This is a genomic window from Kurthia sp. 11kri321 (assembly GCF_001534765.1).
GTDB classification, from domain to species: Bacteria; Bacillota; Bacilli; order Bacillales_A; family Planococcaceae; genus Kurthia; species Kurthia gibsonii.
The window spans coordinates 2,054,085-2,068,709 of sequence record NZ_CP013217.1 but is presented as its reverse complement, the minus strand read 5'-3'; the positions used below and the strand labels follow the sequence as shown (position 1 = coordinate 2,068,709).

Here is a 14,625-nt window from a genome sequence, read left to right as displayed (position 1 = left end):
TTTTTAGTGTGTAGAGGAGAGATGAGCGATGAGTTTAAAAGGCATAGAGTTACAAATTGCGATACCTAAGACTTTTGATGCGGGAAAACAAGTTGAACAAGCGCAGCAACAAGTAAATGCTGGGCAAGACTTGGCAAATGCAGCTTTGAATAAACAAATCGAAAAGAATCACACCTCTTTGTTAGAATCTGAAAAGCTCAAAGAATTGCGACAAGATGAACCGAAAGATCAAGAGAGAGAAAGAAAAGAAAAAGAAGAACGCGAAGAAAATGAAAAACTAAATAAAAATCGAACAAAGCATCCCTATAAAGGAAACTTTTTTGATTTTAGTGGATAAGGAGGAGAGAATGAGATGGTAATCATAGTGACGATTCTATTCATTCTCCTTTTACTTTGTTTTTATTTTTTAGTATTACTCAATATGAAGATGAATCGTTTTAAACAAAATGAACAACGACAAGAGCGATTAATTGAAGAGATGGAAGCGTCAATCTCGTCGTTCTTAGTGGATATTGAAGATGAGAATGCGCGATTGATTGAAGCTTTAAAGAAACAAGCATCACCCTCTAAACAAGCGCCAAATGATCAAGTAACTGAAAAACGACAAGTAAAAGAAGAAGTAATAATTGACGTGCAAGAAAAAGATACGAAAGAACCAACGTTCACACTACCAAAATCTTATGCAAAAAAAGCATATGGCGTACAAACTTCAAAACAGCCAGTACCAGAAGAAAAGCTTCAAACGATTGATGAACGGGTAAAGGAAATGTATATGCGCGGTAAGTCAATTGATGAAATTGCAAAAGAACTAAACCGAGGTAAAACCGAAGTGGAGTTAATGATTAAGTTCCAAGAAAAAAACAAGTAAAATAACTTGTCACACTGTTAATATTATGGTACTATTACAAACGGTGTTAAATACACACGTATTCTGATGCAATGAGTGGTGCTCTTTCAATGAAGGAGTTCTCATGCAGTGGATGAATGCGGAGGAAATCAAATACAAAACCTTTAGGAGGCAATACAAATGTCAGTAATTTCAATGAAACAATTACTAGAAGCTGGTGTACATTTCGGTCACCAAACTCGCCGTTGGAACCCAAAAATGAAAAAATTCATCTTTGTGGAGCGTAACGGTATCTACATCATCGATTTACAAAAAACAGTTAAAAAATTAGAAGAAGCTTACGACTTCATGCGTCAAGTTGGTGCAGACGGTGGTAAAGTTCTTTTCGTTGGTACTAAAAAACAAGCTCAAGAAGCAATTAAAGATGAAGCTGAACGTTCAGGTAACTACTACATCAACCAACGCTGGTTAGGTGGTACTTTAACTAACTTCGGTACAATCCAAAAACGTGTTGCTCGTATGAAACAAATCGAGCAAATGGAAGAAGACGGTACTTTCGCTGTACTTCCTAAAAAAGAAGTTGTTCAACTTAAAAAACAACACGAACGTCTTGTGAAATTCTTAGGCGGTATCCGTGATATGAAAGCTATTCCAGATGTAATGTTCGTGGTTGACCCACGTAAAGAACGCATCGCTGTAGCTGAAGCTCACAAATTAAACATTCCACTTGTGGCAATGGTTGATACTAACTGTGATCCAGACGAAATCGATTACGTTATTCCTTCAAACGATGACGCAATCCGCGCTGTAAAATTAATCACTTCTAAAATGGCTGACGCTTTAATGGAGTCTAAACAAGGTGAAGATGAAGCTCAAGTTGAAGCTGAAGAAGCTGCTGAGTAATTTCTAGGCAAGTTTGAAATAGGTGATAAGCGGCTAAACCCTCTTATCACCTTTTTTTGAGAATATAATAGGATAGATATTAGGAGGAAAAATATCATGGCAATTACTGCTCAATTAGTAAAAGAATTACGTGAAAAAACTGGTGCTGGTATGATGGATTGTAAAAAAGCATTAGTTCAAACTGATGGTGACATCGACGCTGCTGTAGACTTCCTTCGTGAAAAAGGTCTTGCTGCTGCAGGCAAAAAAGCTGACCGTGTTGCTGCTGAAGGTACTACTTTCATCGCAGAAAAAGGTAACACAGCTGTATTATTAGAAGTAAATGCTGAAACTGATTTCGTTGCTAAAAACGAAGGTTTCCAAGTTTTAGTAAAAGAATTAGCTGACCACTTACTAGAAGTACAACCTGCTGACGTAGAAGCTGCTTTAGAATCTACAATGTCTAACGGTGCAAAAGTATCTGATCACATTTCTTCTGCAATCGCTACAATCGGTGAAAAAATCAGCTTACGTCGTTTTGTAATCGAAACTAAAACAGACGCTGACGCTTTCGGCGCTTACCTACACATGGGCGGACGTATCGGTGTATTAGCACTTGTTGAAGGTACTACTGATGCAGAAGTAGCGAAAGACGTTGCAATGCACATCGCTGCTTTAAACCCTAAATACATCTCTCATGACCAAATCTCTGCTGAAGAAGTAGAACATGAGCGTAAAGTATTAACTGAACAAGCACTTAACGAAGGTAAACCAGAAAACATCGTTGCGAAAATGGTTGAAGGTCGTCTTAACAAGTACTTCAAAGAAATTTGTGTTCTTGACCAACCATTCGTTAAAAACCCAGATGTAACTGTTGGTACTTTCTTAACAACTGCTGGTGGTAAATTAACTTCTATGGTTCGCTTCGAAGTAGGCGAAGGTATTGAAAAACGTGAAGATAACTTTGCTGAAGAAGTAATGAGCCAAGTTAAAGGTAACTAATTTCAATAAACATACAATATGTCATTTCTAGGGAGCACAAGCTAAACTTCGTGTTCCCTATTTTTCAATAAAAAAGTATGATGGAGGTCCAGAAAATGCCGCAATATAAACGCGTTGTCATTAAATTAAGTGGGGAAGCTTTAGCAGGAGATCAAGGTTTTGGCCTATCGCCACAAATCGTTAAATCGGTTGCCCAACAAATTAAAGAAGTAGTAGATCTAGATGTGGAAGTTGCCCTAGTAGTAGGTGGCGGAAACATTTGGAGAGGTAAAATTGGTGCCGAAATGGGCATGGAACGAGCAAATGCCGATTATATGGGTATGTTAGCAACCGTAATGAATGCACTAGCACTTCAAGATTCATTAGAGAACCTAGGAGTCGAAACGCGCGTTCAATCATCGATTGTGATGACACAAGTTGCAGAGCCGTATATTCGTAGAAAAGCAGTTCGTCATTTAGAGAAAAAACGCGTTGTCATTTTTGCTGCAGGTACTGGGAATCCATATTTCTCAACAGATACAACAGCTGCATTACGTGCTGCTGAAATTGAAGCAGATGTCATTTTAATGGCTAAAAATAATGTAGATGGCGTATATTCAGCAGATCCAAAATTAGATACAACTGCTGTGAAATATGATCAACTAACATACTTAGAAGTTATCCAACAAGGTCTACAAGTAATGGATTCTACAGCATCTACTCTATGCATGGATAATAATATCTCATTAGTTGTATTCTCATTGATGGAAGATGGAAACATTAAGCGTGCTGTATTAGGTGAACCAATCGGTACAGTTGTAAGTAAATAATTATTAGGAGGAATTCAAATGTCTAAAACAGTTGTCGATTTAGCTTCAGAAAAAATGTCAAAATCAATCGCTGCTTTTTCACGTAATCTAGCAAGTATTCGTGCTGGTCGTGCAAATGCATCTTTACTTGATCGTATTAATGTTGAGTACTATGGTGCACCAACACCTTTAACTCAAATGGCAAGTATTACAGTGCCAGAAGCGCGTCTATTAGTTATTACACCATACGATAAAACAATCTTAGGTGAGATTGAAAAAGAAATTATGCGTTCAGATATCGGTATTACACCAACAAATGACGGTAATGTAATTCGATTAACAATTCCAGCATTAACAGAAGAACGTCGTAAGGAATTAGTAAAACAAGTAAGCAAAGAAGCAGAAGAAGCGAAAGTTGCAGTTCGTAATATTCGTCGTGATGCAAATGATGAGTTCAAAAAACTTGAAAAAGCAGGCGAAATTACAGAAGACGACTTACGTGGATACGGTGAAGACGTTCAAAAATTAACAGATCAGCACATCGCAAAAATCGATGAATTAACTGCTGAAAAAGAAAAAGAAATTCTTGAAGTATAATCATTAGAACTTTGTGGGTTTATAAGACGTCCTATTGACAAAGGGACGTCTTTTTTAAATCAATTGGAAAATACTTTTTAAAAGAGGAAATATATTCGTATTTTTGTTATGATAAGTTCAGTATACGTTCCGATTTGTAAGCTAGTGGAGGATTCTAAATGTTAGATAAACTTGGATGGAAGAAATCAGAAAAAGCAATTCAGTCAATCGATGAACGAGTGGCGAGTTTAAGCCAACAAGATGTACCGAATCATATTGCAATTATTATGGATGGAAATGGTCGCTGGGCAAATAAACGTGCGCTGCCGAGATTTTTAGGGCATCGTGAAGGCATGCAAAATATTCGACGTATTACGCGCGCAGCGAATCGTATGGGTGTTGGTGCGATTACTTTGTATGCTTTCTCAACGGAAAATTGGAAACGACCATCTAAGGAAGTAGAATTTCTTATGCGTTTACCGGAAGAGTTTTTAAATTCTTTTATTCCTGAACTCATGGATTTGAATATTCGTGTTGAGATGATTGGCGAGATGGATGGTGTACCAGAATACACAAGTCGCGCGATTCAACATGCAATGAAAGAAACAAAAAACAATACAGGTATGATACTGAATTTTGCATTCAATTATGGAAGCAGACGTGAAATTGTTTTAGCGATGCAACGTCTAGCGCAACTTGTCAAACAGGGCGATTTGCAACCAGAAGAAATTACAGAAGAAGTCATTTCGGATTATTTAATGACATCTAAGCTACCAGAGCCAGATTTATTAATTCGAACAAGTGGCGAAATTCGTCTAAGCAACTTTTTATTATGGCAGCTGGCGTATACTGAATTTTGGTTTACAGACGTACATTGGCCAGAGTTTACAGACGAAAAATTATTAGATGCAATTGAAGATTTCCAAAAGCGTAATCGTCGTTATGGTGGGTTGAAAGGAGAATAAAAAGTGAAACAGCGTATTATCACAGCCGTAATCGCTGCCGCTTTGTTTATTCCATTTGTTGTATATGGTCATTTACCATTTACGATTTTGGTCTATGCAATGGCAGCGGTAGGGCTTTTTGAAATGCTAAGAATGAAGGGACTTTCCTTTTTCTCAGTTCCGGGTTTACTCGGTTTTTTAGCAATGTGTGTTGTATTAATGCCTCGTGAATGGGCGATTAAAGTAGAGGATGCAACTTCCTTTTCACAGTTAGAATATCTGTCAATTTTCGTACTTTTACTATTAATTTATACAGTTGTAGTGAAAAATAAAGTAACATTTGATGCAGTAGCATTCATTGTAGCAAGTGTATTTTATGTTGGTGTCGGTTTTCATTACTTTATTTCAACAAGAACAGAAGGCATTGCTTATATCGTATTTGCCTTAGTTATTGTATGGTCTACAGATTCAGGCGCCTACTTTGTTGGACGTAAACTAGGAAAACATAAATTATGGCCTGAAATTTCACCGAAAAAGACAATTGAAGGTTTTGTTGGTGGTATTGTCATTGCAGTGATTGCGACAGTGATCTTCCAATACTTTGCACAATTAGATGTGAATTATGGCGTATTACTACTTGTTGCTGTTGTTGCATCGATGATTGGACAGCTTGGTGATTTAGTAGAGTCAGCAATTAAAAGACAATATGGTGTGAAGGATTCGGGGAATATTTTACCGGGACATGGTGGTATTTTAGATCGTTTTGATAGTTTGATTTTTGTTCTACCATTGTTACACTTCATTCATTTTGTTGGATAGGGGAATGAAACATGAAATCAATTAGTTTATTAGGTGCGACAGGGTCGATTGGTCAACAAACACTTGATATCGTAAAAGAACATCCAGAGTCATTTCAAATTTCAGCATTATCAGTTGGACGAAATATTGAAAAAACAAAAGAGATTATTCGAGAGTTTCAACCGAAATTAGTCTCTGTGTTACAAGAAGAAGATGCACGCGCATTACAAAAAGAGTTTCCAAAAACGGATTTTACATTTGGAAATCAAGGTTTAATTGATGTAGCTACATATGCAGACTCAACGTATTTACTGAATTCTGTTTTAGGTTCAGTAGGTTTAGAGCCTACATTAGCAGCAATTCGTCAAAAAAAAGCGATTGCGATTGCTAATAAAGAAACACTTGTAACAGCGGGACATCTTGTGATGGCAGAGGCGAAGAAATATGGTGCGCCAATTTTGCCTGTCGATAGTGAACATTCGGCCCTATGGCAAGCGATGGTTGGAGAAGATCCCAAATCGATTTCAAAACTGATTTTAACAGCTTCTGGTGGTAGCTTCCGCGACCAAACACGTGAGCAATTAAAAGATGTAACTGTAAAAGAAGCGCTAAACCATCCCAACTGGTCGATGGGTGCAAAAATTACCATTGATTCAGCTACATTAATGAATAAAGGTCTTGAAGTAATTGAGGCAGCAGTATTATATGATATGTCTTATGATGATATTGATGTTTTAATTCACCGTGAGAGCATCATCCATTCAATGGTTGAATATCATGATACATCGGTTATGGCGCAACTTGGTACACCAGATATGCGTACACCAATTCAATATGCACTAAGTTACCCAGAGCGCTTACCACGACCTAACGCACAACGTCTAGATTTAGCGAAAATAGGTCAACTTCATTTTGAAAATGTAGACTTTGAGCGTTTCCGTTGTCTTGGATTTGCTTATGAAGCAGGGCGTATGGGCGGCACGATTTTAACTGTAATGAATGCTGCAAATGAAGCAGCAGTAGATGCCTTTTTACATGAAAAAATTAAATTCTTGGAGATTGAAGATGTGATTGATCGTATGATGCAGTCTCATGAAAATATTTTAAATCCTGATTTAGAAACAATTTTACATGTAGACCAAGAAACAAGAAAATCTGTTCGAAGCATGATAAAATAAAAATGTAATACAACTTTTTAACTCGAAGAAGGTGGGAGAACATGCAAGCAGCAATTGCGTTTATTTTAGTGTTCGGTTCCATCGTATTCTTCCACGAATTAGGCCATTTTATTTTCGCAAAACGTTCAGGTATTTTAGTACGTGAATTTGCGATTGGCTTTGGACCAAAAATTATTGGGATTACAAAGGGAGAAACACTCTACACAATTCGTTTACTGCCGATGGGTGGATATGTACGAATGGCTGGAGAGGATATGGATACGACCGAGTTACAACCAGGTTACCGCATTGGTTTTTTATTAAATGATCAAGACGAAATGTCACGTATTGTGTTAAATCAGAATAAACAACTGCCCGATATGCTCTTTTTAGAAGTTGAAAAAGCAGACCTTTTAAAAGGATTATGGGTAGAAGGCTATGATGAAGATGAGAATTTAGTACGTTATAATGTAGCGCGCGATGCTGTCATTGAAGAAAATGGTCAACAGACGATTATTGCGCCTTATGACCGTACATTTAATGCGAAGTCATTAGGAAAGCGTGCAATGACGATTTTTGCAGGTCCTTTATTCAACTTTATTTTAGCGATTGTCTTCTTTATGATTATTGGTCTTGTTCAAGGTATTCCAACGAATGAACCAATTATCGCAAATGTTGTAAAAGACAGCCCTGCACAGCAAGCAGGCATGCAAAAGGATGATTTAGTCGTCTCTGTAGATGGCAAGTCCATTTCAAAATGGGAGCAACTATCAGAAGTGATTCAAAGCAGTGCGAATAAACCAATCGATTTAGAAGTAAAGCGAGATGGCAAAATCGTACCGATTGAAGTAACGCCAAAAGCAGCTGAAGTAAATAAAGAAAAAGTAGGGCAAATCGGTATTCAATATGCGAACACGTATGAAAAAAATCCGCTAAAAGCTATTCCTTATGGATTTGAACAGACGTATAATTGGATAGTGAAGATTGCTGAACTTCTAGGTCTGTTAGTGACAGGTCACTTTACGCTGGATGCTTTATCAGGACCGGTTGGAATTTATAAAGCAACAGAAGAAGTTGCAAAGTATGGCTTTATGACATTAATGAACTGGGCAGCCGTATTAAGTATTAACTTAGGTATTATGAATTTATTACCGCTACCAGCATTAGATGGCGGACGCTTATTATTCTTTGGATATGAAGCAGTTCGAGGGAAGCCAATTGATAAACAAAAAGAAGGTATGGTTCATTTTGTCGGTTTTGCATTGTTGATGGTATTAATGATTGCTGTGACATGGAACGATATACAAAAATTCTTCTTTTAATTAAAGAGAGAAAATAGAATAGCCAAAAGGTGAGGTTAACGAATGAAACAATCAAAAACATTTATTCCAACTTTACGCGAAACACCAGCAGATGCTGAAGTAAAATCGCATCAGTTGTTATTACGCGCAGGATTTATCCGTCAAAATACAAGTGGAGTATACTCTTATTTACCGTTAGCTCGTAAAGTGCTTTCTAAGATTGAAAACATTGTACGTGAAGAAATGGATGCTATTGGTTCAAATGAAATTTTAATGCCTGCTTTACAATCAGCAGAGCTATGGGAAGAGTCAGGTCGTTGGGAAGCATATGGTCCAGAACTAATGCGTTTAACAGACCGTCACAACCGTCAATTTGCATTAGGACCAACACATGAAGAAGTTGTTACATCACTTGTTCGTGACGAGTTGAAATCGTACAAAAAATTACCATTAACACTATATCAAATTCAAACAAAGTTCCGTGATGAAAAACGCCCTCGCTTTGGTTTGTTACGTGGACGCGAATTTATCATGAAAGATGCTTATTCATTCCACGCATCATATGACAGTTTAGATGAAACATATAACGATATGGTGCAAGCTTATACAAATATCTTTAACCGTCTTGGTTTGAACTTCCGTGCAGTAATTGCTGACTCTGGTTCAATTGGTGGTACAGCAGGTACACATGAGTTCATGGTACTTTCTGAAATCGGTGAAGATACAATTGCTTACTCAGATTCTTCAGATTATGCAGCAAATATTGAAATGGCTGAAGTAAAAGTAGAATATAGCCATTCAGATGAAGACATGAAAGAATTAGAAAAAGTAGCAACACCAGACCAAAAAACAATCGAAGAAGTATCAGCTTTCTTAGATATCGTATCTGAAAATATTATTAAAACATTAGTATTTAAAGTAGACGAAGAATTAGTTGTTGTTTTATGTCGTGGCGACCACGAAGTAAATGACATTAAATTAAAAAATGCATTAGGTGCAACTTCTGTTGAACTAGCAGAAGATGCTGAAATTCATGAATTACTTGGTAGCCATATTGGTAGCCTAGGTCCAATTAAATTACCAATCGGTGTGAAAGTCGTTGCAGACCATGCGATTAAGTCGATTCGTAACGGTGTAGCTGGAGCGAACGAAGATGGTATGCATTATATCAATGTAAATCCAGGTCGTGACTTTGCGATTGATCGCTATGAGGATATCCGTTTCATCCAAGTTGGGGACCCATCTCCAGATGGTGAAGGTACAATTAAGTTTGCAGAAGGAATCGAAGTAGGACATGTCTTCAAATTAGGCACAAAATACTCTGATTCAATGAAAGCAACATTTTTAGATGAAAACGGTCGTGCGCAACCATTCATTATGGGTTGTTACGGTATTGGTGTATCACGTATTCTATCTGCAGTAGCAGAACAATGCCAAGATTCATACGGGTTTGTATGGCCAAAACAAATTGCGCCTTATGATGTGCATTTAATCTCGGTTAATCCAAAAGATGAAGCACAATTAGAACTAGGTGAAGAACTGTACAAATTATTAAAATCATATCGTTATGATGTATTATTTGATGAACGTGCAGAACGTGCGGGCGTTAAATTTACAGATGCAGATTTAATTGGTTTACCTGTTCGTATTACAGTAGGTAAAAAAGCTTCTGAAGGTATTGTAGAAGTGAAAATTCGTCATAGCGGCGAAACATTCGAATGTGCAAAAGAAGAAGTTGTGGATCGAATCAACAACATTTTTCAAACACTATAAGTCGATTGAAAAATACGTTATAAACGAATGAAGGAGGAAGGTTGTCTCTAAAAGTCATGTGTATAGATGACTTTTCAGGGCAGCCTTTTCGACTTTTAAACGAAAGGAGATTTATATGTCACAAGAAGCAGCAGAAGCACGTCAACAGTTTCATATTTTGTTACAACAAATTGGTTTAACTGAAGACCAAGATCTTCACTATGTAGAAGGCGGTGAATTACAGCGCTTAACGGTTCAAAAATCAAAACGTGTATGGTTATTTGCTTTGAAACTACCTCGTATTTTACCATATAGCTATTTTGCGCGTTTTGAGCAACATGTGATGAATGCTTTTAAAAGTATTGCAACAACACAATTAGCCATTACAGTTGCACAACCTGAAATAGATGAGGAGCTTATTCGTTCTTATTGGACGCGCGTCGTACAAGACCAAGATGAATTATCGCCCCCATTACGTGAAATTTTATCGAAGCAAGTGCCTGAAATGATGGGACAGAAGCTGGTTCTATATTGTAACCAAGACTTTGAACAAGCAACACTACGTAATAAATATGCAGAAAAATTAAGCGAAACTTATCAGCAATATGGATTCCCATCATTACACTTTGATTTCCAAGTGAAAGATGTTACACAGGAAATGGCGGAAGCACAGCAAAAATTCTTAGAACAGCGTCGTATTGAAGAAGAAGAAATTTCGAAAAAAGCAGTGGAAGACTTACAAAAACGTGAGAAGGAACGTCAACAAAATCCAGATGGTATTGATGTATCAAATCAACCATTCCAACTAGGTATTCCAATTAAGAATGATGAGAACTTTATGGAAATCCATCAAATTCAAGATGAAGAACGTCGCGTCATTATCGAAGGATTTGTATTCGATGCAGAGGTGAAAGAGCTGCGTAGTGGTCGTTCATTACTGACATTAAAAGTTTCAGACTACACAGATTCGATTCTTGTGAAGATGTTTTCGCGTGATAAAGAAGATGCTGCTATTATGCAGATGGCGAAAAAAGGGATGTGGGTGAAGGTACGAGGTTCTGTACAAAACGATACATTCGTGCGTGATTTAATTGTGATGGCACAAGATATCGTGGAAACAAAACCAGTTATTCGACAAGATACGGCACCTGAAGATGAAAAGCGTGTTGAACTGCATCTACATACACCAATGAGTACGATGGATGCTGTTACACCAACGGCTGATTTAATTGCAGCAGCTGCAAAATGGGGACACCCAGCCATTGCAATTACCGATCACAACGTAGCACAGTCATTCCCTGATGCGCATAATGCGGGGAAAAAGCATGGCGTAAAAGTGATTTATGGTGTCGAAATTAATCTTGTAGATGATGGTGTACCAATCGCTTATGATGAACAACATATCGCTTTAGAAGATGCGACATATGTCGTCTTTGACGTTGAGACAACAGGTCTATCTGCAGCCTACGATACAATCATCGAATTAGCAGCTGTTAAGATTGTGAATGGTGAAGTAGTGGACAAGTTTGAGAGTTTTGCAAATCCACACCATAAATTATCTTCTACAACGATTGAATTGACAGGTATCACAGATGATATGGTACAGGATGCACCGGAAGTCGTCGATATGATTGCGAAATTCCATGACTTTATTGGTGATGGCATTGTTGTTGCACATAACGCATCATTTGATATTGGTTTCTTATACGAAGCATACAAACAAGCGAATATTGATGATTTCCATCACCCTGTAATTGATACATTAGAATTGGCACGTTTTTTACATCCAACGATGAAGAACCACCGTTTAAATACATTATGTAAAAAATTCAATATCGAATTAACACAACATCACCGTGCGATTTATGATACGGAAGCAACAGGTTACTTACTACTTCATTTAATGAAGGAAGCAACTGCAAAAGGAATTGCATATCACGATGACTTTAATAAGTATATCGGTGGTGGCGATGCTTACAAACGTGCACGACCAATGCATTGTACGGTACTTGCAAAAACAAATGATGGTCTAAAAAATATGTTCAAAATGTTGAGTGAATCTTACACAGAAACATTCTACCGTATGCCACGTATTAAGCGTTCAACACTACAGCGTTATCGCGAAGGTTTAATTGTAGGGTCAGGGTGTAGTAAAGGGGAATTCTTTACAGCAGTCATGCAAAAATCATTAGATGAAGCAATCGAAATTGCGAAGTTCTATGATTATTTAGAAGTACATCCACCAGCAGTGTATGCGCCACTTATTGAGTCAGAGTTAATTAAAGATGAGTGGAACATGCAAGATATTATCCGTAAAATTATTAAAGTTGGTAAGAAGCTAGATAAGCCTGTTATTGCGACAGGGAACGTGCATTACCTACACAAAGAAGATGCGATTTTTAGACAGATTCTGATTCGTTCACAGGGCGGTGCGAATCCTTTAAATCGAAATACACTGCCAGACGTACATTTTAGAACAACGAATGAAATGCTCGACGAATTTGCTTTTTTAGGTGATGACGAGGCAAAAAGAATCGTTGTAGACAATTCACGCGCACTAGCGGAACAAATGGATGAAGTTATTCCATTAAAAGATGATTTATATACACCAAAAATTGATGGTGCAGAAGATGAAGTACGTCGTATGACATATGAGATGGCCCATTATATTTATGGTGAGGAATTACCTGAAATTGTAGAAAAACGAATTGATAAAGAATTGAAGTCGATTATCGGTCATGGTTTCTCTGTAATCTATTTAATTTCACATAAGCTTGTAAAAAAATCATTATCTGATGGTTATTTAGTAGGTTCGCGTGGTTCTGTAGGTTCGTCACTCGTTGCGACCTTTATGGAGATTACAGAAGTAAATCCATTGCCACCACACTATGTCTGTCCAAACTGTAAAAAATCAGAGTTCTTCGATGATGGTTCTGTAGGTTCGGGCTACGATTTACCGAATAAAAATTGTCCAGATTGTCATGTTCCATACAGTAAAGATGGACAAGATATTCCGTTTGAAACTTTCTTAGGGTTCAAGGGAGACAAGGTACCCGATATTGATTTGAACTTCTCAGGTGAGTATCAACCACAGGCGCATAACTATACAAAAGTATTGTTTGGTGAAGACTATGCATTCCGTGCTGGAACAATTGGTACAGTAGCTGAAAAGACAGCATATGGTTATGTAAAAGGATATGGAACAGACCATAATATTAACTTTAGAGGAGCAGAAGTAGACCGCCTCGTTCAAGGTTGTACAGGCGTGAAACGAACAACAGGACAGCATCCAGGTGGTATCATTGTTGTACCGAACTATATGGATATTTTCGATTTTACACCGATTCAATATCCAGCAGATGATCAAGGTTCAGAATGGCGAACAACACACTTCGACTTCCATTCAATTCATGATAATATTTTAAAACTCGATATACTTGGACACGATGATCCGACTGTTATTCGTATGTTACTTGATTTAACAGGGATTGACCCGAAAACCATTCCAACAGACGATCCAGAAGTAATGGCAATCTTCCAAGGACCCGAACCACTTGGTGTAACACCTGAACAAATTAAAGCAAAAACAGGAACGTATGGTATTCCTGAGTTTGGTACGAAGTTTGTACGTGGAATGTTAGAAGAAACGAAACCATCTACTTTCTCAGAGTTAGTTCAAATTTCAGGACTTTCACATGGAACAGATGTATGGCTTGGTAATGCAAGTGAGCTGATTGAAAATGGAACGTGTGTATTATCTGAAGTAATCGGTTGTCGTGATGATATTATGGTTTATTTAATCTATCAAGGGTTAGAACCTTCATTAGCCTTTAAAATTATGGAGCATGTGCGTAAAGGTAAAGGGTTAACGGAAGATATGGAAGAAGCGATGATGGCTGAAAATGTACCGAAATGGTATATCGAATCATGTAAGAAAATTAAGTACATGTTCCCGAAAGCCCATGCGGCTGCCTATGTCTTAATGGCGGTGCGTATTGCTTATTTCAAAGTTCATTTCCCAATCGTTTACTACTGTGCGTACTTTACAGTTCGTGCCTCTGATTTTGATTTACTTGCGATGGTGAATGGCTCTGAAACAATCAAAGCACGTATTGAAGAAATTGAGAGCAAGGGATTAGAGGCATCGGTTAAAGAGCGCTCTTTACAAACAGTTTTAGAACTTGCTTTAGAAATGACAGAACGTGGTTTAACAATTCAAAAAGTGGATTTATATCGCTCAAAAGCAACAGAATTCGTCATTGATGGGGATTCTTTAATTCCACCATTCAATGCGATTCCAGGCTTGGGAAATAACGTAGCTGAAGCGATTGTACGCGCAAGACAAGATGGTGAATTTTTATCAAAAGAAGATTTACAAATTCGTGGTCGCGTATCGAAAACATTGATTGAGTATATGGATAAATTAGGTTGTTTAGAAGGTATGCCAGATGCCAATCAATTATCGCTATTCTAGGGTTTACTTGCATAAATCGTGAATTGATGCTAAAATAAAAACAATTACTTTGTTGATAGAACAGACGGCAAAAGAGTGGGGATTCCTCACTCTTTTCTGTTTGT

12 protein-coding genes are annotated in these 14,625 nt (G+C 37.5%); all 12 read left to right on the top strand.

Features of this window, described 5'->3' with window-relative positions; genetic code table 11:
* Positions 1-28: 28 nt before the first annotated feature.
* Positions 29-337, top strand: coding sequence for a hypothetical protein (locus ASO14_RS10450; protein ID WP_068454795.1), 309 nt, complete (start codon positions 29-31; stop codon positions 335-337).
* 15 nt (positions 338-352) lie between these two features.
* Positions 353-868, top strand: coding sequence for a DUF6115 domain-containing protein (locus ASO14_RS10445; RefSeq protein WP_068454792.1), 516 nt, complete (start codon positions 353-355; stop codon positions 866-868).
* 159 nt (positions 869-1,027) lie between these two features.
* Positions 1,028-1,750 carry a 30S ribosomal protein S2 gene (rpsB, locus tag ASO14_RS10440; protein ID WP_068454789.1) on the top strand — a complete coding sequence of 241 codons (723 nt, stop codon included), beginning with the start codon at positions 1,028-1,030 and terminating at the stop codon, positions 1,748-1,750.
* Positions 1,751-1,846: 96 nt separating this feature from the next.
* Positions 1,847-2,731, top strand: a complete 885-nt coding sequence (gene tsf, locus ASO14_RS10435; protein ID WP_068454787.1) for a translation elongation factor Ts — start codon at positions 1,847-1,849, stop codon at positions 2,729-2,731.
* A gap of 95 nt (positions 2,732-2,826) precedes the next feature.
* A complete protein-coding gene (pyrH, locus tag ASO14_RS10430) occupies positions 2,827-3,540 on the top strand; it encodes a UMP kinase (RefSeq protein ID WP_068454784.1) in 714 nt (237 codons plus the stop codon).
* A gap of 18 nt (positions 3,541-3,558) precedes the next feature.
* Positions 3,559-4,116, top strand: coding sequence for a ribosome recycling factor (gene frr, locus ASO14_RS10425; protein ID WP_068454781.1), 558 nt, complete (start codon positions 3,559-3,561; stop codon positions 4,114-4,116).
* A 158-nt stretch (positions 4,117-4,274) separates the two neighbouring features.
* Positions 4,275-5,060: an undecaprenyl pyrophosphate synthase gene (locus ASO14_RS10420; protein ID WP_068454778.1), complete on the top strand. Its 786-nt coding sequence runs from the start codon at positions 4,275-4,277 to the stop codon at positions 5,058-5,060.
* A 3-nt stretch (positions 5,061-5,063) separates the two neighbouring features.
* Positions 5,064-5,858, top strand: a complete 795-nt coding sequence (locus ASO14_RS10415) for a phosphatidate cytidylyltransferase (protein WP_068454775.1) — start codon at positions 5,064-5,066, stop codon at positions 5,856-5,858.
* Between the two features lie 11 nt (positions 5,859-5,869).
* Positions 5,870-7,015: a 1-deoxy-D-xylulose-5-phosphate reductoisomerase gene (dxr, locus tag ASO14_RS10410; protein WP_068454772.1), complete on the top strand. Its 1,146-nt coding sequence runs from the start codon at positions 5,870-5,872 to the stop codon at positions 7,013-7,015.
* 41 nt (positions 7,016-7,056) lie between these two features.
* Positions 7,057-8,316, top strand: coding sequence for an RIP metalloprotease RseP (gene rseP / locus ASO14_RS10405; RefSeq protein ID WP_068454769.1), 1,260 nt, complete (start codon positions 7,057-7,059; stop codon positions 8,314-8,316).
* A gap of 42 nt (positions 8,317-8,358) precedes the next feature.
* Positions 8,359-10,068, top strand: a complete 1,710-nt coding sequence (locus ASO14_RS10400; RefSeq protein WP_068454766.1) for a proline--tRNA ligase — start codon at positions 8,359-8,361, stop codon at positions 10,066-10,068.
* 115 nt (positions 10,069-10,183) lie between these two features.
* Positions 10,184-14,521 (top strand): PolC-type DNA polymerase III, encoded by a 4,338-nt coding sequence (locus ASO14_RS10395; protein WP_068454762.1) that lies wholly within the window; start codon positions 10,184-10,186, stop codon positions 14,519-14,521.
* The last annotated feature ends 104 nt before the right edge of the window (positions 14,522-14,625 follow it).